Here is a 21,791-nt window from a genome sequence, read left to right on the forward strand (position 1 = left end):
ATGGATAAACTCACTGCAATGGCGACATTCGCCAAAGTCGTTCAAACCGGCAGTTTCACCCGAGCCGCCGTGGCTCTGGGCCTACCCAACGCTCGGATCTCCCAGCGGATCACTGACCTTGAACGAGTATTGGGCGTACGACTGCTGAACCGGACAACACGGGCGCAAAGCCTCACCGAAGATGGTCACATCTACTTCGAAAAATGTCTGGCTATTCTGGAAGCGGTCGAAGAACTTGAAGGTTCGCTCAGCACAAACCCCACGCATGTTTCAGGAAAAATACGTGTCGACGCTTTGAGGTCCGTTGCCCACTGGATCATCGCTCCGCGCCTGGAAGCGTTTTATAAGCAACACCCGAATATTTCTCTGAGCCTCAGAAGCAGCGATCGTATAAGCAATTTGACCGAAGAAGGCATCGACTGCGCCATACGAGGCGGGCACCTGGACGATTCGGAAATGGTGGCAAAACATGTTTGCGATGTGAATTTAGGCCTGTATGCAGCGCCGCGCTACCTTGATGAACACGGCCCTATAGTGACGCCTGAAGACTTGACCAAGGCCCGCAAAATCAGTTGGCTCAACGCAAAGGGAGCATGGCGATTAATGTCGAAACACGATGCCGTGGACATCAGGGCACAGGAATGCATGCTGTTTGATGATCCGGAAATAGCGATCCAAAGTTGTATTGCCGGGAGTGGTGCCTGCCCCGGAGCGCCTTTTGCGGTTCAAACCCATGTCCAGGAGGGAACGCTGGTGCCCATTCTCCCACAGTGGCATTTCACCCCACGGCCGATTCACATTGTTTATCCAACCAAAAAACATCTCTCCACACGCGTACGCAACTTTGCCGACTGGGCCTTTGAAACAATGAAGTCGGACAAGGGGCTGCACCTGACCCCGCAAGACCTGGCGTGAAGCCTGTGGTCGGGTCATCTGTAAAGGCAGGGATTTTGCCTTCCTGGTTATTAAGCAATATTTAAAATAGCCTTCAGTAAACCGCTGTTTTTCATGCATCAAAAACTCATCACACTCTTCAATGCCACTTGAAAACCATCAAACGGTATTGGAGATCAAAATGACAACCCTGAAAAATATAACCCTTGCCTTATTAACATTCTTATTCGTTGGTTTTTCCTATGCACAACCGCTCCCACAAACCCCACTGCAAGTTGCACAGACCTTTGAAAAAGAGTTCAACGCCAATAACTTGAATGGCTTGATGCGTTTGTATGACTCACGCTCGATATTTGTCCCGTCTCCCGGTGTAAGCCTCAACACTTCAGAACAGATCCGTGGAGCGCTCACCCAATTCATGGCACCGAAGGTTCCGATCAAAATGGTCGTTCGGCAAATTTATCAGAACAAGGAAACCGCCCTTATCATTTCCGACTGGTCGATAAAAGGCACAGACCCGCAAGGCAATCCTGTAGATCTCTCCGGTACTGGCGCTGATGTCGCCGCCAAACGTGCTGACGGGAGCTGGGGCTACGCCATTGATAACCCATTTGGAGTCGCCCCACAGTCACCCTGAGACGCAACACTGCGGAGTTTTTACCAAGACAATAGACACAGGCCTTTTCTGCCCGTGGACGCAGACTAATTTATCTGTGGGCTGACCCTGGGTTGTTAATCCGCAACAAACAGTCCGGCCAGCAAAAACAATAGAGTCATTCGGGCCCGTGACCGGGCCCGTTCACACACTCAGAAGAATCAGCCTGACGCAGGGCTGCGTAGATACAACAGCTATGGATCCTCTTCCAAAAGAAGCAGGCGCGCACAGCGACTGGCGAAGCCTGTGTTTGTCATCCCCATGCGGATACTAGCGAACACGTTCAGAGCCCTAAAACCATAGGGTATCGCCATATCGCTGCTCATCTTCTCAGGACAGTAAGAAGTTGAGCCGGTTACCGAGCAAGAGCTCAACAATATTGATCAGTGGCAAAAAGTGATAATTTTGTTCGCTGGTTTTCACATCGAAAACACCGACCTCAAGTAAACCGTCGGGGATGGCAAGGGCACGGATGCGAAGGAAGTCTTGATCGTCAGCCGGAATATCAAGGAGGACCCAGCCGGCCTGTTTTGACGATGCCAAACATCGTGCAAGGCGGTGCCAAATCCGGCGCGCGCTTACAGGTAGTTTTGCGCGGGTTTTGCGCAGGCACAAAAAAGCCGATCTAGCTGATCGGCTTAAGTGTCTGATTTTACTAAGAAAATATGGTCGGGACGGAGTGATTCGAACACTCGACCCCTAGCACCCCATGCTAGTGCGCTACCGGACTGCGCTACGCCCCGACTAGGCGTGAAACTGGGTTCGCTTCATAATGAAGCGATCAGGAATATACCGCAAGCATTTGAAATGTGGAAGTATTTTAAAGGTTTGTTTCACTTTTTCAAAACCACCAACACATCCTCCAATTCGGAGATCATCTGGCGGATCAGTTGTTTGTATTGGGTGGTGTCGTCTTTGGCTTCATCACCGGACATACGCTGGCGTGCGCCGCTGATGGTGAACCCCTGATCGTACAGCAACGCGCGGATCTGTCGGATCATCAGCACATCCTGGCGCTGATAATACCGACGGTTCCCGGTGCGTTTGACGGGATTGAGTTGAGGAAACTCCTGCTCCCAATAGCGCAGCACGTGCGGTTTTACCGCACAGAGCTCGCTGACTTCACCGATGGTGAAGTAGCGTTTGCCTGGGATGACGGGTAGTTCGTCGTTATGACTTGGTTCCAGCATAAGCCTCAACTCGGGCCTTCAACTTCTGCCCTGGACGAAAGGTGACCACACGGCGAGCCGTGATCGGGATTTCTTCTCCCGTTTTTGGATTGCGGCCAGGCCGCTGGCGTTTGTCCCGCAGGTCAAAATTGCCGAAACCGGACAATTTGACCTGTTCGTTGTCTTCCAGAGCGTGCCTGATTTCTTCAAAAAACAGCTCGACCAATTCCTTGGCCTCGCGCTTGTTCAGACCCAACTCTTCGTACAGACGTTCCGCCATCTCAGCTTTCGTCAAAGCCCCCATACGTCACTTCCTTAACGTGGCGTTCAACCTTTGTTCGAGCGAGGTGAGGATATTTTGCGTCGTGGTATTCACCTCATCGTCATTAAGAGTGCGCGATGGATGCTGCCAGGTCAAGCCAACTGCAAGGCTTTTTCTATGCGGATCAATGCCTTTACCCTGATAGACGTCAAATAGCCTGAGGTCCGTCAGCCATTCGCCTGCATTTTCTCGGATTACTTCCAGCACAGCGCTGGCCGCTACGTCACGATCCGCCACCAGGGCCAGGTCACGGCGCACTTCCGGGAAACGCGACAGTTCACTGAATTTAGGCATCTTGCCCGCAGCAACTTCAGCCAATACCAGTTCGAAGACGAAAACAGGACGGTCAAGACCGAGGGTTTTCGACAGTTCAGGGTGGATAGCACCGACAAAACCGACCAGACGGCCTTCACGCTCGATACGTGCAGTCTGGCCCGGATGCAATGCCGGATGGCTACCAGGGACAAATGCGAAGGCATCCAGCGCGCCAACAAAGCCCAATACAGCTTCGACGTCGGCCTTGACGTCGAAGAAGTCCACCGGATCGCGACCCTGTGCCCAACCTTCCGGCAGGCGACTACCGCAGACCACACCAGCCAGCATCGGCTCTTGCTTCAGGCCGTCCAGTTGACCGACGAAACGCAGGCCACTTTCGAACATGCGCACGCGGTCCTGCTGGCGGTTCAGGTTGTGGGAAAGTGCTTTCACCAGACCTGGCCACAGGGACGAACGCATGGCCGCCATATCGTTGGAGATCGGGTTGGCCAGCAACAGCGGCTCGACACCAGGGTTGAACAGCTCGAATTGCTTGGGATCGATGAAACTGTAGGTCACCGCTTCCTGATAACCGCGGGCGACCAGCAGACGGCGCAGTTCCGGCAGATGTGCACGGGCTTCGGCCTTGGGTTGCGGGGCCAGGCGCGCTTGCGGGTAGCGAACCGGCAGGCGGTTGTAGCCGTACAGGCGGGCCAGCTCTTCGATCAGATCGACTTCAAGGCTGATATCGAAGCGATGGCTTGGCACTTCTACACGCCACTGCCCTGCCCCGTCACCGCTGATGCCCAGGCCAAGCCCGGTCAACAGGCGGACGATTTCCGCCTCTTCGATCACCAGGCCGAGCATTTGCTCGACGCGCTGAGCGCGCAGAGTCACCGGTGCAATCGACGGCAAGTACTGCTCATTGACAGTCTCGATGATCGGGCCCGCTTCACCACCAGTGATTTCCAACAACAGGCCGGTGGCGCGCTCCATGGCTTCACGGGCCAGTTGCCAGTCCACGCCACGCTCGTAGCGGTGCGAGGCATCGGTGTGCAGGCCGTAGGAGCGGGCCTTACCCGCCACAGCTATCTGGTCGAAGAACGCGCTTTCAAGGAATACGTCACGGGTCGTCGCGGATACACCACTGTGTTCACCGCCCATCACGCCGGCAATGGCCAGGGCACGGGAGTGGTCAGCGATCACCAGCGTATCACTACGCAGGGTGACTTCCTGACCATCAAGCAGGACCAGCTTTTCGCCTTCCTCGGCCATACGCACACGGATCCCACCGTTAATCTCGGCAAGGTCGAAGGCGTGCAGCGGTTGACCCAACTCCAGCATCACGTAGTTGGTGATGTCGACAGCTGCATCAATGCTGCGCACGTCGGCACGACGCAGGCGCTCGACCATCCACAGTGGGGTTGGCCGAGACAAATCGACATTGCGGATAACACGGCCCAGGTAGCGCGGGCACGCATTTGGCGCCAACACTTCGATCTGGCGTACTTCATCGTGTACCGCAGGCACCGCAGCAACCACTGGACGAGTGACTGGTGCGTTGTACAGCGCCCCCACTTCACGAGCCAGGCCCGCCAGAGACAGGCAGTCGCCACGGTTCGGGGTCAGATCGACTTCGATGCTGGCGTCTTCCAGGTCCAGGTAAACCCGGATGTCCTGGCCAACTGGTGCATCAGCCGGCAGCTCCATCAAGCCATCATTGCCTTCGCCAACCTGCAGTTCCGCCTGGGAGCACAGCATGCCGTTGGACTCGACGCCACGCAGCTTGGCTTTCTTGATCTTGAAATCGCCGGGCAGCTCGGCACCGATCATCGCAAACGGAATCTTCAGGCCCGGGCGCACGTTTGGCGCTCCGCACACGACCTGGAAGGTTTGCGCACCATTGCTGACCTGGCACACGCGCAGCTTGTCAGCGTCCGGGTGCTGCTCGGTGCTCAGCACCTCGCCCACCACTACACCACTGAAAACACCGGCGGCCGGCGTAACGCTATCGACCTCAAGACCGGCCATCGACAGACGAGCAACCAGCTCATCGCGATTTACCTGCGGGCTGACCCAGCCACGCAGCCATTGTTCACTGAATTTCATCCTGCTCTCCTAAAGGTTCGTTACGACTAGCGAAATTGCGCGAGGAACCGCAAGTCGTTGTCGAAGAACAGGCGCAAGTCGTTCACGCCGTAACGCAGCATGGCCAGACGCTCAACGCCCATGCCGAAGGCAAAGCCCGAGAACTCTTCCGGGTCGATCCCGGACATACGCAGCACGTTGGGGTGAACCATGCCGCAACCCATGACTTCCAGCCAGCCTGTCTGCTTGCAGACACGGCAGCCTTTACCGCTGCACATCACGCATTCCATATCGACTTCTGCGGATGGCTCGGTGAACGGGAAGTACGATGGGCGGAAACGTACTGCCAGCTCTTTTTCGAAGAATACCCGCAGGAACTCTTCGATGGTGCCTTTGAGGTCGGCAAAATTGATGTCGCGATCAACCAGCAGGCCTTCGACCTGATGGAACATCGGCGAGTGAGTGATATCGGAGTCGCTACGGTACACACGGCCTGGGCAGACAATGCGGATCGGCGGCTGCTGCGACTCCATGGTGCGGACCTGTACCGGGGAGGTATGGGTGCGCAACAACATGTTCGCATTGAAATAGAAGGTGTCGTGCATCGACCGGGCCGGGTGATGACCTGGGATGTTGAGCGCCTCGAAGTTGTGATAATCGTCTTCGACCTCAGGGCCTTCGGCGATGCCGTAGCCAATGTGGGTGAAGAACTGCTCGATACGCTCCAGAGTCCGGGTAACCGGATGCAGGCCGCCTGAGGTCTGGCCGCGGCCAGGCAGGGTCACGTCAATGGACTCAGCGGCGAGCTTGGCCGCAAGATCGGCCTCCTCGAACAACGCCTTGCGCGCATTGAGAACCTCTGTGACACGCTCCTTGGCAACGTTGATCAGCGCACCGACTTGCGGACGCTCTTCGGCCGGCAGATTGCCCAGGGTCTTCATCACCTGAGTCAATTCACCTTTCTTGCCAAGGTAGTGAACCCGGATTTGCTCCAGGGCATTGATATCTTCAGCGCTTTGCACAGCCTCAAGAGCTTGAGCGACCAGCGCGTCCAGGTTTTCCATGTACAGACTCCAGATACAAAATAGGGGAAGAGCTTGAAGGCTCTTCCCCTATTTATGACGTTTACCACCTTGGGCTACAGGAGTAATCCAGGGTGACTGTCGGGGGTACTTAAGCCAAGGTGGCTTTAGCTTTCTCGACAATCGCAGCAAACACCGCTTTTTCGTTCACGGCCAGTTCAGCCAGAACCTTACGGTCGATTTCGATGGACGCTTTTTTCAGGCCAGCGATGAAACGGCTGTAGGACAGACCGTTAACACGAGCACCAGCATTGATACGAGCAATCCACAGAGCGCGGAACTGACGTTTTTTCTGACGACGGTCACGGTAGGCGTATTGGCCTGCCTTGATTACCGCTTGCTTGGCAACACGGAATACGCGTGAACGCGCGCCGTAGTAGCCTTTAGCGAGTTTCAGAATTTTTTTGTGACGCTTACGGGCAATGACGCCACGCTTTACACGAGCCATGAGTTACTTCCTCTATTCTTGATCCAAAATTAACGAAGGCGCAGCATGCGCTCGACTTTTGCCACGTCAGACGGATGCAGCAAGCTGCTACCGCGCAGTTGACGCTTACGCTTGGTCGACATTTTGGTCAGGATGTGGCTCTTGAAAGCGTGCTTGTGCTTGATACCGTTAGCAGTTTTCAGAAACCGCTTAGCAGCACCACTTTTAGTCTTCATCTTTGGCATGTTCGGATACTCCGCATTCAGTTGATAAACATAATCAGAAGGCCTGCCGTGCCCTATTGATTACTTCTTCTTTTTCGGGGCGATGACCATGATCAGCTGGCGTCCTTCCATCTTAGGATGCTGTTCGACGGAACCGTACTCCAGCAGGTCAGCTTCAACCCGCTTGAGGAGTTCCATACCCAGCTCCTGGTGGGCCATCTCACGGCCGCGGAATCGCAAGGATACCTTGGCCCTGTCCCCATCACTCAGGAAACGTACCAGGTTGCGCAGTTTTACCTGGTAATCCCCTTCCTCCGTCCCTGGACGAAACTTGATTTCTTTAACCTGGATCTGCTTCTGGTTTTTCTTGGCTGCGGCAATCTGCTTCTTCTTTTCGAAGATCGATTTGCCGTAATCCATCAGCTTGCAGACAGGAGGTACAGCATCGGCGGAAATCTCCACCAAATCGAGCTTGGCTTCTTCAGCCTTAAGAAGCGCGTCTTCAATTGACACAATCCCAAGCTGCTCACCCTCAGCCCCAATTAACCGAACCTCGCGTGCCGAGATATTCTCGTTGATCGGGGCTTTCGGTGCAGCTCGTTTATCTTGTCTCATTTCACGCTTAATAATAATTACTCCGAATCTGGGCGACCACGCCGGGAAACCGCTTGCGCGAGGAACTCAGCGAACTGGGCGACGGGCATTGAGCCCAGGTCAGCACCTTCACGAGTACGCACAGCGACAGTCTGCATCTCGACTTCCCGATCTCCAATAACCAAAAGATAGGGAACCTTGAGCAAAGTATGCTCGCGGATTTTAAAGCCGATCTTTTCATTTCTCAAGTCGGACTTGGCACGAAATCCGCTTTCGTTGAGTGTTTTTTCAACTTCAGCGGCAAAATCGGCCTGTTTATCAGTGATATTCATGATCACTGCCTGAGTCGGAGCCAGCCACGCAGGGAACGCGCCCTCGTAGTGCTCGATCAGGATCCCGACGAACCGTTCGAACGAGCCAAGGATCGCCCGGTGCAGCATAACCGGGTGTTTACGGCTGTTGTCTTCGGAGACGTATTCGGCTCCCAGACGGATCGGCAGGTTAAAATCGAGCTGCAAGGTACCACATTGCCAGACACGGCCAAGGCAATCTTTCAGCGAGAACTCGATTTTCGGACCGTAGAAAGCACCCTCACCAGGCTGCAAGTCGTACGCAAGGCCCGCACTGTCTAGCGCTGCGGCCAATGCAGCTTCGGCGCGATCCCACAGTTCGTCGGAGCCGACGCGTTTTTCCGGACGAGTGGACAGCTTCATTTCCACTTCGGTAAAGCCGAAATCGCGATAAACATCCATGGTCAGCTTGATGAACGCGGCGGATTCGGCCTGCATCTGCTCTTCTGTGCAGAAGATGTGGGCGTCGTCCTGAGTGAAGCCGCGCACGCGCATGATGCCGTGCAGCGCACCCGATGGCTCGTTGCGATGGCAGGCACCGAACTCGGCCAGGCGCATCGGCAGCTCGCGGTAGCTCTTCAGGCCCTGATTGAACACCTGCACGTGGCATGGACAGTTCATCGGCTTGATGGCGTAGTCGCGGTTTTCCGACTGGGTCGTGAACATGTTGTCGGCATAGTTGGCCCAGTGCCCGGATTTCTCCCACAGACTACGATCAACCACCTGAGGAGTCTTGATCTCCAGATAGCCGTTGTCACGCTGAACCTTGCGCATGTACTGCTCAAGCACCTGGTACAGGGTCCAGCCGTTCGGGTGCCAGAACACCATGCCCGGCGCTTCTTCCTGGAGGTGGAACAGGTTCAGGCGCTTGCCGATCTTGCGGTGGTCGCGTTTTTCAGCTTCTTCGATGCGTTGGATATAGGCCGCGAGCTGCTTCTTGTCGGCCCAGGCGGTACCGTAGATCCGTTGCAGTTGTTCGTTCTTGGCGTCGCCGCGCCAGTAGGCACCGGACAGCTTGGTCAGCTTGAACGACTTGAGGAAACGTGTGTTCGGCACGTGCGGGCCACGGCACATGTCGACATATTCTTCGTGGTAGTACAGGCCCATGGCCTGCTCGTCCGGCATGTCTTCCACCAGACGCAGCTTGTAATCTTCGCCACGGGCGGTGAACACATCGATCACTTCGGCGCGCGGCGTGACTTTCTTGATGACGTCGTAATCTTTCTCGATCAGCGCGTGCATGCGCTGCTCGATGGCCGCCAGGTCGTCCGGAGTGAAAGGACGCTCGTAGGCGATGTCGTAATAAAAGCCTTCGTCGATGACCGGGCCGATCACCATCTTCGCGGTTGGGTACAGTTGCTTGACCGCATGGCCAATCAGATGCGCGCAAGAGTGGCGAATGATCTCCAGCCCCTCTTGATCCTTGGGCGTGATGATTTGCAGGCTGGCATCGGCGGTGATCAGGTCGCTGGCGTCAACCAGCTTGCCGTCGACCTTGCCGGCCACGGTGGCCTTGGCCAGGCCAGCACCAATGGATGCGGCGACCTCGGCTACGGAAACCGGATGATCGAATGAACGTTGACTGCCGTCGGGAAGAGTAATAGTTGGCATGGCGCCTCCTCTCCTAGTGGTGACCCCTACCAAAGGTCACGTGGGTTGGGATGAGCCAGTACAAGATCCAACACCAGGCCGCTCATTGCTGAACGCCTGCCTTACAGCGGCAGGAGCCTTTCGGCCAACCGATAATCGAACCAGAGTGACTGGAGTTAAACATAAAGGGACCTGGCGAGAAAAAAGCCAGGTCGTGGATGCTAGCACAGATGAACGGTCAGGGTGTTCCTCTACGGCCTGGTAACGACTAACTCCAGGCTTTTACCGCCAAAAGTGAACTTGAGCTGTACGACAGGCCTCAAACACACTGAAAATCGCCGTCCGTCATATCGACTCAAGGAGCATCTCACCATGCGCAGCACCTCGATCTTCGCCCTTGCCGCTTCCCTGGCTTTGTTCTCCATTGGTGCACAAGCCGCCGCGCCCTCCAACTGGCCTGCAGGTGCTCGCGACAGCTTCGTCAGCGATTGCAGTGCAGCCGCCAGCCAGAATGTAGACGTCAAAACCGCCAAAGCCCATTGCGAATGTGGTGCGGACAAGATCAACGCCGAATTGAGCACTGCCGAAATCAAAGAGCTCATGACCAACCAGAACGCCAGCCCGGAGCTTAAAAACAAAGCAGTCGCGGCTATTTCGTCGTGCAAGGTCGTGAAGAAAAAGTAAGCGCGGCGAGAAATCAGTCCGCAAAAAAGGCCTGAAAACCCTCTGAAAACTGCTATTTCTCACAATTTACATAGCTTTTACGGCTTTTTTTACCAGCTGATATTTCGCAGCAAAGCCCCGTAAACCGGGGCTTACAGCCAGACAAGACACTGAAGAAAACGCGATTGATTAGCAAACAGTGCCTTGGGGGGGCTCCCAAGCCGAACATTTCGACTATGATAGCCCGGTGTGCCCAGTTGGCCTGAGCAGCACAGCACTACTGAAAATATATGTTTCTTGGAGATACACCATGTCTAATCGCCAAACCGGCACCGTTAAATGGTTCAACGATGAAAAAGGCTTCGGCTTCATCACTCCTCAAGGTGGCGGTGACGACCTGTTCGTACACTTCAAAGCTATCGAAAGCGACGGTTTCAAAAGCCTGAAAGAAGGCCAAACCGTTTCCTTCGTGGCTGAGAAAGGCCAAAAGGGTATGCAAGCTGCACAGGTTCGCGCAGAGTAATCTCTACGCCGATCAAAAAAACCCCGTCCATGTGACGGGGTTTTTTATGGGCGATGCAAAACGCGCGTGATCAGCCGCAGTTGACGCGGGTAATCACTAGGTTGTCATCGGTATTGAGGTTCAGGCGATCGGAGCGGTACTCAAGGGTCACCATATCGTTGGGCTTGAGAATACGTGCATTCTGCGCACCAGCGCGGGTACGGGCCTGCTCCAGCAATTGCGGCGAGGCTTTCTGGCCAATGGCAAATTCCGCAGCCTTCGATTCACAACGGGTATGAACAGGCTCGGCTACAGCCGTGTCTTTGGCCGGCTCAGAGGTACCGGAAGTGCTGCAACCCGCCAACACGGCTGCCGCCAATAAGGTACCGAATGACGCGAGCTTCCAAGGCATGAAGCCTCCTTTGATAAAAAAATGGACAGAGATCGTGCGACCGTGATTTAGCCAATTGGTTTCAGAATTGTCACAATTGACCGTAGGCGAGTCTGCCTGACTCGGCGTCAAGGCTTGATGAATCAATCGTCACCAGATATGAATGAGCGTCAGTAGACGTCGATGTAGTCGAACGGCGGATTCGGCCAGTTCTGCTTCAATGCATTGAAAATCTGCATCACCCACACTTCATCGCTGGCCGCCACCCGGCCCACATAGCCAGACCCTGCCGCCCAGGTCTCCAGGCGAAACAGCAGACCGTTGACTTCCATCCCTCCCACCACACAAGAAGAGATATAGGCGATGCCTGCCTTGGTCACCCGCAATTGAGTGTGCTGATCGTCGCTGGCACTGGCAATCATTTGGCGCACAGCTTCCAATGTCAGGCTCTTGGGGTTGGTCAAATCGATGTGCACGTGGCTTGTCCTGGCAATTAAACAGAGTGCCAGTGTCGCATAGCGCTCCCCTCCTGCCTAAGTAGCAGTGCCAAACGCTGCGCAAAATGCTTAACTCTGCTGGCCAGTCCAGCCTTTGCGAGCCGCGAGAACCCGATGACCATCGTTACCATCAATGCCGATATCAAAGCCAAGTGGCCCCAGGGGCAAAGCGCCTACAGCCCAGGCAGCCCGGAAGAATTGGCAATCATTGGCATAGACCTGCTGGTCAAGGAGTTGGGGACCCAGGCCGCGCAGGCCTTTATCGGCCAGGTATTGGAGAAATACCCGGCCGACCATATGGGGATCGAAGACCCTCTACGCGAATAGGCACCGACCGGCAGGCGCCTTACTTCAAGCGCGCCAGGCGCTCTGTGAGCAGGTCGAAAAAGCCCTGGGCATCGCCGTTTTCCACCCAGAACACATTCTTGTCGTGCTTGAGGCCATCGTACCAATCGACGATGGTCTGGCCGAACGTTGGGCCTTCGCGGCTATCGACCACCATATTGGCCTGACGCCCGCTAAACAGCTCGGGCTTGAGGAGGTAGCCGATCACGGTAGCGTCGTGCACCGGACCGCCCGACATACCGTAGTGCTCCATATCGCCCTTGACGTATTCGTTGAGAATATCGCCTACCACCTTGCCGGCATTATTGTTCAGGTCGGCGATCTTCTTCAGCCGCGCTTCGCTGGTGAGTATCTTGTGAGTCACATCCAGCGGCAGGTAGGTCAGCTTGACGCCACTTTTAAGCACTATTTCAGCAGCCACCGGATCGGCAAACAGATTGAACTCAGCCACCGGCGTAATGTTGCCGCCATTGAAGTGCGCGCCCCCCATGACCACCACTTCCTTGATGCCCTGAGTGATTTCCGGCGCCTGGGTCAGCGCCAGTGCCAGGTTGGTCTGAGGGCCGAGCATAGCAATGGTGATGCTATGGGGCTTGGCAGTGCTCAAGGTCTTGATCAGGTAATCGACTGCATTGCCTTCGGCCAAGCCTTTTTTCGGCTCGTTTACGGTGACCCCGGAAATGCCTTCCTTGCCATGGATATTCTCGGCATAGATCGGCGTGCGCAGCAGCGGCTGCGGCGCGCCGGCATACACCGGAATCTCTTCACGCCCTGCCCACTCACGGGCCAATCGCGCATTGCGTGAAGTCTTGTCCAGCCGCACGTTGCCGGCCACCGTGGTCAACGCACGAATGTTCAACTCCTGCGACGACGCCATCGCAAACAGCAGCGCCACCACGTCGTCAGCACCCGGATCGGTATCAATGATCAGGTCGATTTTTTCCGCCGCCTGGGCGCTTGCAGCAGTTAGCACGGACAAAAGCAGCACACTCCGAAACAGATGTCGCAGGGTTGGGGTTCTATGTTGCATGGCGCACTCCTTGTCACTGTGGGAAATGCTAGAAAGTCACGCCAGACACCAGCGCGATATTACAGTAGGGCTGGCACTCGCCAGTACGCACCACCGCGCGCGCTTTGCGGCTGAGCTGTTTGAACGCCTCATGACTGAGCAAGCGGCGCTGGCCCAGGTCGCCCTGGTCCAACGCGTTGAGATCAGCCAGTGCCGGCGGCTGTTTGAGCAGGATTTCCTCTGCCAATACGTGGCTTTCGACCTGCATCTCCGTAAGCACAATGCGCAGGGTACTGATGAAATCCGGAATGCCCTGGGTCAGCGCCAGATCGATCAACTCCACACCCGGCGGCACTGGCAGGCCAGCATCACCGATCACCAGGATGTCGCCATGGCCAAGAGAGGCAATCAGCCGCGACAGAGCAATATTGAGCAATGGAGTCTTTTTCATGGGCGAACAAAGCCTTGAACGTCAAGCAACGTAGGGATAGAGGGTTGCGCCCCGGCACGGGTGACCGACAGGGCCGCCGCAATCTGGCCGAACCGGATGGCCTCGGCCTCGCTCTGGCCGTTGGCCAGCGCCGCGGCAAAGCCACCGACAAAGGTGTCGCCCGCCGCCGTGGTATCCACGGCCCGGACGTTGGGCGCCAGCAAATGCTCGAAACCCTGATCATCGGCGAACAGCGCACCGTGCGCGCCAAGCGTGACAATCACCTTGCTCGCCCCGGCCTTTATCAGGTGCGTCGCTGCGAGCTTGGCTGCATCCGGGGAGTCAACCGCGACACCGCTCAAGGCCGACGCTTCACTTTCGTTGGGGATCAAGTAATCAATCGCGGCATACCAGTCTGCTGGCAGCGGGCCGCTGGCGGGCGCTGGATTGAGGATCACCGTCTTGCCCAATTCACGACCGCGCTTGAGGGCATACCCCACGGTGTCCATCGGCACTTCGAGCTGGCAGACAATCACCTCGGCCGCCTGTAGCACCGCATCGAACGCCAGCAGCGACGCGGGCGTCAGCCGGCCGTTGCTGCCGGCCACAATCACGATTGCATTCTGACTGCTGTCATCGACCACAATCAGCGCGACGCCACTGGAACCCTCCACCTCACTGACCGCCTGGCAGTCGATCCCCTCCACCAACAACGCATCGCGCAGTTGAGCGCCGTAAGCATCGCTGCCCACACAACCGATCATTGCAACGGCAGCCCCCAGACGCGCCGCAGCGACCGCCTGATTGGCGCCCTTGCCGCCCGGCACAGTAATAAACGACTGGCCGACCAGGGTTTCACCGCCGCGAGGCAGCCGGCTGGCGCGGGTCACCAAATCCATGTTCAAGCTGCCTACTACCACTACTTTTGCTGGCATACATCAATACTCATCAATTCGTTCAGCGGTTTGAGGCAAACACGGCAGCCAACGGCGCCGTTGACTCACGCAAGACAATGCTCGGCGTGACAATGCGCTGGTCAGCCGGCAATTGCGGAGTCGCAATCCGTCGCAATAACAGCTCCGCCGCCGTCTCTCCCAATTGCAGGATCGACTGGCCTACGGTGGTCAACGCGGGATAGACATAGCGGCTCATTTGAATGTCATCAAAACCAATCACCGACAGCTCGGCAGGCACTCGCAGGTTGCGCTCGGCGGCCGCGCGCAACACACCGAAACCGATCATGTCGTTGCCAGCGAATATCGCGCTGGGCGGATTGTCTGCAAGCAACTGCACCGCCGCCGCATAACCGCCGGTACTGGTGAAATCGCTTTCCAGCACGCGACTGGCAGGCACAGCGATCCCAGCCTCCAGCAGCGCCCGCTGATAGCCGGCCAGGCGCATCTGCGCGACGCGCGTGTGCGCCGGTCCACCGATGCAGGCAATATCCCGGTGCCCCAGCGCCAGCAAGTGGCGAGTCGCCAGGTACGCGCCCTGCTCGTGATCGATGCGCACCAGGTCCACATCAACCCCCTCCAGGCCCCGGTCGACAATAACCATGGGCGTGCGCACCGCCTTGAGGCCCGTGGCCAGGCCACTGTCATCGCCTCCTACCGAGGTGACGATCAAGCCGTCGACACGTTTCTCCAGCAACACCCGTAAATAGTTGCGCTGCTTCTCGGCGTTATCGTCGGAATTGCACAGGATCACGCAGTAACCATTGCGCTCGCAGTAGTCCTCGATGCCCCTGGCCAGTTCTGCGAAATACGGGTTGAGGCTGTTGGGCACCAACAGGCCGATGGTCGCGGTGGTCTTGGCCTTCAGCGAACGGGCGACCGCGCTGGGTACGTAATCCAGATGCTTGATCGCCGCTTCGACCTTGAGCCGTACGGGCTCACTGACCGGGCGCGTCCTGTTCACCACATGGGACACTGTGGTGTAGGAAATGCCCGCGAGCGCTGCCACGTCCTTGATGGTTGCCATGGATTAACCCCGCCGGCTGGCGCGTTGACTGCGGTAGGTGTCCAGCACCACTGCAATCACGATAACGGCACCGGTAATGATCCGTTTGGTCGGCTCGGTCGCGCCGATCTGCGCCAGGCCGGCCGCCAGTACGGAAATGATCAGCACCCCGAAGAAGGTGCTGATCACCGAGCCACGCCCGCCCATCAAGCTGGTGCCGCCAATCACCACGGCGGCAATCACCTGCAATTCAAGGCCTGAACCTGCATTCGGGTCCGCCGCTTCCAGGCGAGAAATCTGGAACAGGGCCGCCACCCCAGCCAACAGCCCCATCAGGCTGAATACCAGGATTTTGTAGGGTTTTGGATTGATCCCCGCCAGGCGCACCGCCTCCTCATTGGTGCCGATGCCGATCAGGTAGCGACCGAACACGGTCCGCGTCAGGACCGCCTGGGCGGCGATAATCACCAACAGTGCAATGATGAATGACGGCGAAATACCAAAAGCCACTGGGTTGGACAGCCAAGCGAAGGCGTCGCCGATATAGGCGGTGCGCGACCCTGTCATTTGATAGGCCGCACCACGGGCCATTTCCAGCACGCCCAGGGACACAATGAACGACGGAATCCGCCAGGCCACGGTAATCGAGCCGGTAATGGTCCCGGCCAGTGCCGCGCAGCCCATGCCAAGCAACGCCGCCGGGATTACGCTCCAGCCCCAGCCGAGGATCGCCACACTGACCGCAGATGCGGCCAGGGCCAGCACCGAGCCCACCGACAGGTCAATGCCGCCGATGATCAGAATGAACGTCATGCCCACCGCCAGCACCATCAGGTCAGGAATCTGGTTGGCGATGGTGCTGAAGGTGTCATAGGACCAGAAGTGGCTGCTCAGGGCCGAGAACAGCGCAATCATGGCCAGCAAGGCGCCGGCCAGCCCCAGGTAAGTGCCCAGGCCGTAGAAGTTGCCGCCGGCTTTGGCGGTGGGAGTTGCTGTTTTCATGGGGTTGTCCTGGGCGCCGCTTCATTGAGCAACGCATCACGTTTCTGATAGCCGGCAAACGCGGCAGCAAGCAATTCATCCTGGGTCCAGCTGTCACGCTCGAAGGTCTCGATCAACCGCCCGGCAGACAGCACGCCGATGCGGTCGCAGATCAGCATCAGCTCGCGCAGGTCGCTGGACACCACCACCAGTGCCTTGCCCTGGCGGGTCAGGTCGCCAAGCAGCGCATAAATATCGAATTTGGCACCCACGTCGATGCCACGGGTTGGCTCATCAAACAACATCACCGCGCAATCGCGCTCCAACCAACGGCCGATCACCACTTTCTGCTGATTGCCGCCCGAGAGTTCGGACACCAACTGCGCCGGGCTGGAACTGCGGATACGCATGGCATCAATCTGCCGCTTGGCCAGCGCCGCTTCATCACGCCCATTGACCAGGCCAGCGCTGGACACCTTCGCCATATTGCCCAGGGCTGTGTTGGCGCTGATCGATTGGCTGAGCAACAGCCCCTCGCCCTTGCGATCCTCGGTAATCAGCGCAATGCCATGGCCCACCGCGTCCACCGGCGAGCGAATGCTCACCACGCGGGCCGGCGAGCCAAGGGCTACGGTGCCACTGTCGGCCAGGTCGGCACCGAAGATCAGGCGCAGCAATTCGGTACGGCCCGCGCCGATCAATCCCGAGATGCCATAGATTTCACCGGCACGCACTTCAAAGGACACATCACGCACCTTGTCCGAGCGGCTCAGGCCCGTGACCGTCAAGGCGGGTGCGCCGATGGCGCGCTGGCCGAGGTCGATGTGCTCACCCAGTTCTCGCCCCACCATCAACGTGACCAGTTGCTCACTGTTGTAATTGGCCATTGGCTCGACACACACCAATTGGCCATCACGCAGCACCGCAATGCGCTGGGCCACGCGGGCCAGCTCTTCCAGGCGGTGGGAAATGTAGATAATTGCCACGCCCCGCGCCTGCAGGCGGGTGATTTGCTCGAACAGCATCTCGACTTCGCGGGCGGTGAGCATCGCTGTCGGCTCGTCGAGGATCAGCACATGACAGTCGCCGATCAGGTTGCGGGCGATCTCGACCATCTGTTGATGGCCGATGCCCAGGCTGCCGACCAGGGTGTCCGGGTCGATGGCGTCCAGACCCACTTGTGCCATGGCCTCAATCGCGGCCTTGCGCAGTTGCTTGCGGCTGATCCAGCCACCGCGGCTGGGCAAATTGTCGAGGAACAGGTTTTCGGCCACGGTCAGGGTCGGCAGCAGGTTGAGCTCCTGCATCACCATGCGGACCCCTTGCTTTTCCGCCTGGGTCCGACTGGTCGGGGCATAGTCCTGGCCATTGAACTGCATCTGGCCGGTGGTTGGTGTAACCAGGCCGCCGATGATCTTCGACAGGGTGCTTTTGCCTGCGCCGTTCTCACCGGTCAACGCCAACACCTCACCGCGATTGAGCGCCAGGGTGATATCGGACAGGACGGGCTGGGCATAGGTCTTACCGATACCACTGACCGAGAGGACTGTGGCCGGTGCGGAAGATGACATAGGAAAATCTCCAGGCGCCCGCTCAGTGCGAGCGGGCGCAGTGCTGCGCAATCAGGGATTACTGCTTGAGGACCAGCTCTACCGGCGTTTCGATCACACCGTCCACAGCCTCGACTTTTTCGCCCTTGATCAATTTCAGCGCATTCTGGATACCAAACACCGCTTGCTGTGCAGCCGCCTGGTCGGCGGTGGCCAGGATTCGGCCGTCCTGCAGCATCGGCTTGATTGCGGCAATGTTGTCATAGCCCACTATCTGGACCTTGCCGGCCTTACTGGCCGCACGCACGGCGGAAACGGCGCCCAACGCCATGTTATCGTTGCCGGCCAGCAGCGCCTTGAGGTCCGGATATTCGCTCAACATGGCAGCCGCGACCTTGTTGCCCTGGTCGATTTCCCAGTTACCAGACTGGACAGAGACAATCTTCATGCCCGCCGCATCCATCGCATCCTTGAACCCGGCAGTGCGTTGCTGAGCGTTAGTGGTCGTCGGCACACCTTCGATAATCCCGACCTTGTCGCCGCTCGCCAGTTGCTTGGCCAGGTACTCGCCGACCAGGCGCGAGCCCTTGCGGTTATCAGGCCCGACAAAGGGCACCTCAAGGCTTTTGCTTTTCAGCACTCCGGGGTCGAGACGGTTATCAATATTGACCACCTTGATCCCGGCATCGGAGGCTTTCTTCAGCACATTGACCAGTGCCTTGGAATCGGCGGGCGCGATGACAATAGCGTTGACTTTCGCCAGGATCATTTGGTTGACGATATCGATCTGGGCAGAGGTATCGGTTTCGTTCTTGATCCCGTTGGTGATCATGTCGAAATCGGCGGCGTGGGCTTTCTGATAGTCCTTGGCACCGTCTTGCATGGTGACGAAAAACTCATTGGCCAGGGATTTCATCACCAGCCCGACCTTGGGCTTGGCGGCGGTGTCATCAGCGAATGCAGAGGAGAGAGGCAGGGCAGCAGATACAGCAGCCAGCACAGCGACAGCAAGAAGACGTCCAGCGAATGGCAGCTTCATGGGTTCACTCCGATCTTATGATTATTGTGGGCAACGTTCGTACCTTCACGTCACTCATGGAGCGCCCGTGAAACAACTCGCAAACGTTTGCGTTGATCGAACTATGCGAAGGCGACCGGAATTTGTCAACGAAAGAAAAGGGATTTTTCAGCGCCCGCTCTACCATCAGCCCTACAGCTTAAGTTGCCCATGGCTAAACCGGCGGGTGGGTTGCTCGTTCTCTAAAGCGACAGGTCTTCGGGGAGATTTCAGAAGGTTGAGGCGGATTTTTTCACGGCCATTTTCGGACAACCGAACACCGAAGGCTCTTCGCGTTCGGAAATTCGGACGCACGCTGAAAAAAACAACATTCAAAAATTAGAAAAAGTGATCTAAATCAATTAGTTAAATTCAATTCCCAAACAAAATCCCGCTGGTACAAATCCTGCTCTGAATCAGCACCTTGTGGCGCTCAGCGCAGCCCGGGGTGTTCTGGATGAACCTGCACACGCACTCATCAAAACTAGAGAGAAAAATAATGAAATCTGCACTCAAGAACTTTGTTCCGGGCGCTTTAGCCCTGCTGCTGCTCTTTCCTGTTGCCGCCCAGGCCAAGGAAGTTGAATCCAAGACCAAGCTGTCCAACGTGGTTGTCCTGGCCACTGGCGGCACCATCGCCGGCGCTGGCGCCAGTGCCGCCAACAGCGCCACCTACCAGGCGGCCAAGGTCGGTATCGAACAATTGATCGCCGGCATTCCCGAACTCAGCCAGATCGCCAACGTGCGTGGCGAGCAAGTGATGCAGATCGCTTCCGAGAGCATCACCAACGACAACCTGCTGCAACTGGGTCGTCGTGTCGCCGAACTGGCCGACAGCAAGGACGTGGACGGCATCGTGATCACCCACGGCACCGACACCCTCGAAGAAACCGCCTACTTCCTCAACCTGGTAGAGAAAACCGACAAGCCCATCGTAGTCGTGGGTTCCATGCGCCCAGGCACTGCCATGTCGGCCGACGGTATGCTCAACCTGTACAACGCCGTCGCCGTTGCCGGTAGCAAAGACGCACGCGGCAAAGGCGTACTGGTGACCATGAACGACGAGATCCAGTCGGGTCGCGACGTGAGCAAGATGATCAACATCAAGACCGAAGCCTTCAAAAGCCCATGGGGCCCGATGGGCATGGTCGTAGAAGGCAAGTCTTACTGGTTCCGCCTGCCGGCCAAGCGCCATACCATGAACTCTGAATTCGATATCAAGAACATCAAGAGCCTGCCGGACGTTGAAATTGCCTACGGTTATGGCAACGTCAGCGACACCGCCTACAAAGCCCTTGCCCAGGCTGGCGCCAAAGCCATCATCCATGCCGGCACCGGCAATGGCTCGGTTCCGGCCAAGGTAGTTCCAGCCCTGCAGGAACTGCGCAAGGAAGGCGTACAGATCATTCGTTCTTCCCACGTCAATGCCGGCGGCTTCGTTCTGCGCAATGCCGAACAGCCTGACGACAAATACGACTGGGTCGTGGCCCATGACCTGAACCCGCAGAAAGCCCGCATCCTGGCAATGGTCGCCCTGACCAAGACCCAGGACAGCAAGGAACTGCAGCGCATGTTCTGGGAATACTGAGTCACTGATGCAACCGGTTTGCCGGCGATGGAGGTCTCAAGGACGCCATCGCCGGCAAGCCGGCTCCTACAGAATCCTTGCTGTACACCAATCCGCGTAAACCGCTGTCACACGGACTTCTTGAATTTTAAGCAGTTGCGAATTTTCTCACAGTTAAATACTGTATGTTCGTACAGCTAACTAAGGACTCCTCGTGGCCAAGCCCTCCTCTGCAACACCAATACCTCCCGACGCCTACCAACGCCTGGCGATCCGCGTGCAAAAAATCATCAACTCCACCAACGCCCAAAAAAACAAGGCCGCGTTGATTTTTCGCCTGCCCGAGGAACCCGAGGACGAATGGGCACGACTACTGGAGGAAATTGCAGAAAACGACAACGTCACCCTCGCCTATCGCGATGATGGTGGCGTACAGATTTTCTGGGTCGTACCGAAGGAAGATTGAGTCAATGAGTGTCCGTTTTATCGCCTTGCTCTGTGTTTTGTTTGCCAGCGCCGCCCAAGCCCAAGCCCCACGCACCTTCAGTGAAGCCAAGAAAATCGCCTGGAAACTTTACGCCCCGCAATCCACGGAGTTCTATTGCGGCTGCAAATACACGGGTAACCGGGTAGATCTGAAGGCCTGCGGCTACATCCCACGTAAAAACGCCAATCGCGCGGCGCGCATCGAATGGGAGCACATTGTCCCGGCGTGGCAAATCGGTCATCAACGCCAGTGCTGGCAAGACGGCGGGCGCAAAAACTGCACCCGCACCGATAACCTATTCAAGCGTGCCGAAGCTGACCTGCACAACCTGGTACCGAGCATTGGCGAGGTCAATGGCGATCGCAACAATTTCAGCTTTGGTTGGTTGCCGATGCAGAGCGGGCAATATGGTTCATGCCTGACCCAAGTGGACTTCAAGGCCAAGAAGGTCATGCCCCGGCCGTCCATCCGCGGGATGATTGCCCGGACTTACTTTTACATGAGTAAACAATATGGCCTGCGCCTGTCGAAACAGGACCGCCAGCTGTATGAAGCCTGGAACCGGACCTATCCCGTGCAGCCCTGGGAGCAGCAACGCAATCAAACCGTGGCCTGCGTGATGGGACGTGGCAATGACTTCGTCGGCCCGGTGAACCTGAAGGCTTGCGGATAGGCGCAAGCGGGATCCGCGGATCCCGTTAAC

At 57.1% G+C, this 21,791-nt stretch carries 26 protein-coding genes and 1 tRNA gene; 8 read left to right on the forward strand and 19 right to left on the reverse strand.

Going from position 1 to position 21,791, the window contains the following annotated elements; genetic code table 11:
• Both HZ99_RS07055 and HZ99_RS07060 read left to right on the forward strand, forming a co-directional pair.
• The gene (locus tag HZ99_RS07055; protein WP_038442008.1) at nucleotides 1-915 is read left to right on the forward strand and encodes a LysR family transcriptional regulator; all 915 of its coding nucleotides are present in this window, start codon (nucleotides 1-3) and stop codon (nucleotides 913-915) included.
• A 160-nt stretch (nucleotides 916-1,075) separates the two neighbouring features.
• Complete coding sequence (locus tag HZ99_RS07060; RefSeq protein WP_051903109.1) at nucleotides 1,076-1,531, forward strand: YybH family protein; 456 nt, start codon at nucleotides 1,076-1,078, stop codon at nucleotides 1,529-1,531.
• A gap of 348 nt (nucleotides 1,532-1,879) precedes the next feature.
• Here HZ99_RS07060 and HZ99_RS07065 read toward each other — a convergent pair whose 3' ends face one another.
• From HZ99_RS07065 to thrS, 10 genes are all read right to left on the reverse strand, one after another.
• On the reverse strand, nucleotides 1,880-2,164 hold the full coding sequence (locus HZ99_RS07065) for a hypothetical protein (protein WP_144243160.1): 285 nt from the start codon (nucleotides 2,162-2,164) through the stop codon (nucleotides 1,880-1,882).
• A gap of 51 nt (nucleotides 2,165-2,215) precedes the next feature.
• Nucleotides 2,216-2,292, reverse strand: a tRNA-Pro gene (locus HZ99_RS07070).
• A 90-nt stretch (nucleotides 2,293-2,382) separates the two neighbouring features.
• The gene (locus tag HZ99_RS07075) at nucleotides 2,383-2,739 is read right to left on the reverse strand and encodes a MerR family transcriptional regulator (protein ID WP_003174972.1); all 357 of its coding nucleotides are present in this window, start codon (nucleotides 2,737-2,739) and stop codon (nucleotides 2,383-2,385) included.
• On the reverse strand, nucleotides 2,720-3,022 hold the full coding sequence (gene ihfA / locus HZ99_RS07080) for an integration host factor subunit alpha (RefSeq protein ID WP_002553164.1): 303 nt from the start codon (nucleotides 3,020-3,022) through the stop codon (nucleotides 2,720-2,722). Before ihfA ends, HZ99_RS07075 begins: the two co-directional genes overlap by 20 nt.
• 3 nt (nucleotides 3,023-3,025) lie before the next feature.
• A complete protein-coding gene (gene pheT / locus HZ99_RS07085; RefSeq protein ID WP_038442010.1) occupies nucleotides 3,026-5,404 on the reverse strand; it encodes a phenylalanine--tRNA ligase subunit beta in 2,379 nt (792 codons plus the stop codon).
• A 26-nt stretch (nucleotides 5,405-5,430) separates the two neighbouring features.
• Nucleotides 5,431-6,447 (reverse strand): phenylalanine--tRNA ligase subunit alpha, encoded by a 1,017-nt coding sequence (pheS, locus tag HZ99_RS07090; RefSeq protein WP_003203624.1) that lies wholly within the window; start codon nucleotides 6,445-6,447, stop codon nucleotides 5,431-5,433.
• Between the two features lie 109 nt (nucleotides 6,448-6,556).
• Entirely contained in the window at nucleotides 6,557-6,913 is a 357-nt protein-coding gene (gene rplT, locus HZ99_RS07095) for a 50S ribosomal protein L20 (RefSeq protein ID WP_003174975.1), read from the reverse strand.
• Between the two features lie 29 nt (nucleotides 6,914-6,942).
• A complete protein-coding gene (gene rpmI / locus HZ99_RS07100; protein ID WP_002553160.1) occupies nucleotides 6,943-7,137 on the reverse strand; it encodes a 50S ribosomal protein L35 in 195 nt (64 codons plus the stop codon).
• 60 nt (nucleotides 7,138-7,197) lie between these two features.
• Nucleotides 7,198-7,749 (reverse strand): translation initiation factor IF-3, encoded by a 552-nt coding sequence (gene infC / locus HZ99_RS07105; RefSeq protein ID WP_169851780.1) that lies wholly within the window; start codon nucleotides 7,747-7,749, stop codon nucleotides 7,198-7,200.
• Nucleotides 7,749-9,671 (reverse strand): threonine--tRNA ligase, encoded by a 1,923-nt coding sequence (gene thrS, locus HZ99_RS07110; protein WP_038442011.1) that lies wholly within the window; start codon nucleotides 9,669-9,671, stop codon nucleotides 7,749-7,751. Before thrS ends, infC begins: the two co-directional genes overlap by 1 nt.
• A 351-nt stretch (nucleotides 9,672-10,022) precedes the next feature.
• Between thrS and HZ99_RS07115 the strand changes: the two genes are divergently transcribed.
• Entirely contained in the window at nucleotides 10,023-10,334 is a 312-nt protein-coding gene (locus tag HZ99_RS07115; RefSeq protein WP_038442012.1) for a hypothetical protein, read from the forward strand.
• A gap of 289 nt (nucleotides 10,335-10,623) precedes the next feature.
• Entirely contained in the window at nucleotides 10,624-10,836 is a 213-nt protein-coding gene (locus tag HZ99_RS07120) for a cold-shock protein (protein ID WP_007905882.1), read from the forward strand.
• A 70-nt stretch (nucleotides 10,837-10,906) separates the two neighbouring features.
• Here the strand turns inward: HZ99_RS07120 and HZ99_RS07125 are convergent, their stop codons facing one another.
• Complete coding sequence (locus tag HZ99_RS07125; protein WP_038442013.1) at nucleotides 10,907-11,227, reverse strand: I78 family peptidase inhibitor; 321 nt, start codon at nucleotides 11,225-11,227, stop codon at nucleotides 10,907-10,909.
• Nucleotides 11,228-11,376: 149 nt separating this feature from the next.
• The gene (locus tag HZ99_RS07130) at nucleotides 11,377-11,682 is read right to left on the reverse strand and encodes a hypothetical protein (protein ID WP_038442014.1); all 306 of its coding nucleotides are present in this window, start codon (nucleotides 11,680-11,682) and stop codon (nucleotides 11,377-11,379) included.
• Nucleotides 11,683-11,817: 135 nt separating this feature from the next.
• Here HZ99_RS07130 and HZ99_RS07135 point away from each other — a divergent pair, with 135 nt between their 5' ends.
• Nucleotides 11,818-12,030: a hypothetical protein gene (locus tag HZ99_RS07135; protein WP_038442015.1), complete on the forward strand. Its 213-nt coding sequence runs from the start codon at nucleotides 11,818-11,820 to the stop codon at nucleotides 12,028-12,030.
• Nucleotides 12,031-12,049: 19 nt separating this feature from the next.
• Here the strand turns inward: HZ99_RS07135 and HZ99_RS07140 are convergent, their stop codons facing one another.
• Genes HZ99_RS07140 through HZ99_RS07170 form a run of 7 tightly spaced genes read right to left on the reverse strand, consistent with a single transcriptional unit; the run spans nucleotide 12,050 to nucleotide 19,016 of the window.
• Nucleotides 12,050-13,078: a nucleoside hydrolase gene (locus HZ99_RS07140; RefSeq protein ID WP_038442016.1), complete on the reverse strand. Its 1,029-nt coding sequence runs from the start codon at nucleotides 13,076-13,078 to the stop codon at nucleotides 12,050-12,052.
• Between the two features lie 28 nt (nucleotides 13,079-13,106).
• The gene (gene rbsD, locus HZ99_RS07145; RefSeq protein WP_038442017.1) at nucleotides 13,107-13,508 is read right to left on the reverse strand and encodes a D-ribose pyranase; all 402 of its coding nucleotides are present in this window, start codon (nucleotides 13,506-13,508) and stop codon (nucleotides 13,107-13,109) included.
• On the reverse strand, nucleotides 13,505-14,422 hold the full coding sequence (rbsK, locus tag HZ99_RS07150) for a ribokinase (RefSeq protein WP_038442018.1): 918 nt from the start codon (nucleotides 14,420-14,422) through the stop codon (nucleotides 13,505-13,507). Before rbsK ends, rbsD begins: the two co-directional genes overlap by 4 nt.
• A gap of 22 nt (nucleotides 14,423-14,444) precedes the next feature.
• Complete coding sequence (locus HZ99_RS07155; RefSeq protein WP_038442019.1) at nucleotides 14,445-15,467, reverse strand: LacI family DNA-binding transcriptional regulator; 1,023 nt, start codon at nucleotides 15,465-15,467, stop codon at nucleotides 14,445-14,447.
• Between the two features lie 3 nt (nucleotides 15,468-15,470).
• Nucleotides 15,471-16,448: an ABC transporter permease gene (locus tag HZ99_RS07160; RefSeq protein WP_038442020.1), complete on the reverse strand. Its 978-nt coding sequence runs from the start codon at nucleotides 16,446-16,448 to the stop codon at nucleotides 15,471-15,473.
• Nucleotides 16,445-17,998 carry a sugar ABC transporter ATP-binding protein gene (locus HZ99_RS07165; protein WP_038442021.1) on the reverse strand — a complete coding sequence of 518 codons (1,554 nt, stop codon included), beginning with the start codon at nucleotides 17,996-17,998 and terminating at the stop codon, nucleotides 16,445-16,447. Before HZ99_RS07165 ends, HZ99_RS07160 begins: the two co-directional genes overlap by 4 nt.
• A gap of 58 nt (nucleotides 17,999-18,056) precedes the next feature.
• Nucleotides 18,057-19,016, reverse strand: coding sequence for a sugar ABC transporter substrate-binding protein (locus tag HZ99_RS07170; protein WP_038442022.1), 960 nt, complete (start codon nucleotides 19,014-19,016; stop codon nucleotides 18,057-18,059).
• Between the two features lie 517 nt (nucleotides 19,017-19,533).
• Between HZ99_RS07170 and HZ99_RS07175 the strand changes: the two genes are divergently transcribed.
• The 3 genes from HZ99_RS07175 to HZ99_RS07185 all read left to right on the forward strand — a co-directional run bounded on the left by HZ99_RS07175 (nucleotide 19,534) and on the right by HZ99_RS07185 (nucleotide 21,761).
• Nucleotides 19,534-20,622, forward strand: coding sequence for an asparaginase (locus HZ99_RS07175; protein WP_038442024.1), 1,089 nt, complete (start codon nucleotides 19,534-19,536; stop codon nucleotides 20,620-20,622).
• Nucleotides 20,623-20,815: 193 nt separating this feature from the next.
• Nucleotides 20,816-21,067: a DUF1654 domain-containing protein gene (locus tag HZ99_RS07180; RefSeq protein WP_038442025.1), complete on the forward strand. Its 252-nt coding sequence runs from the start codon at nucleotides 20,816-20,818 to the stop codon at nucleotides 21,065-21,067.
• A gap of 4 nt (nucleotides 21,068-21,071) precedes the next feature.
• The gene (locus HZ99_RS07185) at nucleotides 21,072-21,761 is read left to right on the forward strand and encodes an endonuclease (RefSeq protein WP_038442026.1); all 690 of its coding nucleotides are present in this window, start codon (nucleotides 21,072-21,074) and stop codon (nucleotides 21,759-21,761) included.
• Nucleotides 21,762-21,791: the final 30 nt, after the last annotated feature.

Source organism: Pseudomonas fluorescens, from assembly GCF_000730425.1.
GTDB lineage: Bacteria > Pseudomonadota > Gammaproteobacteria > Pseudomonadales > Pseudomonadaceae > Aquipseudomonas > Aquipseudomonas fluorescens_X.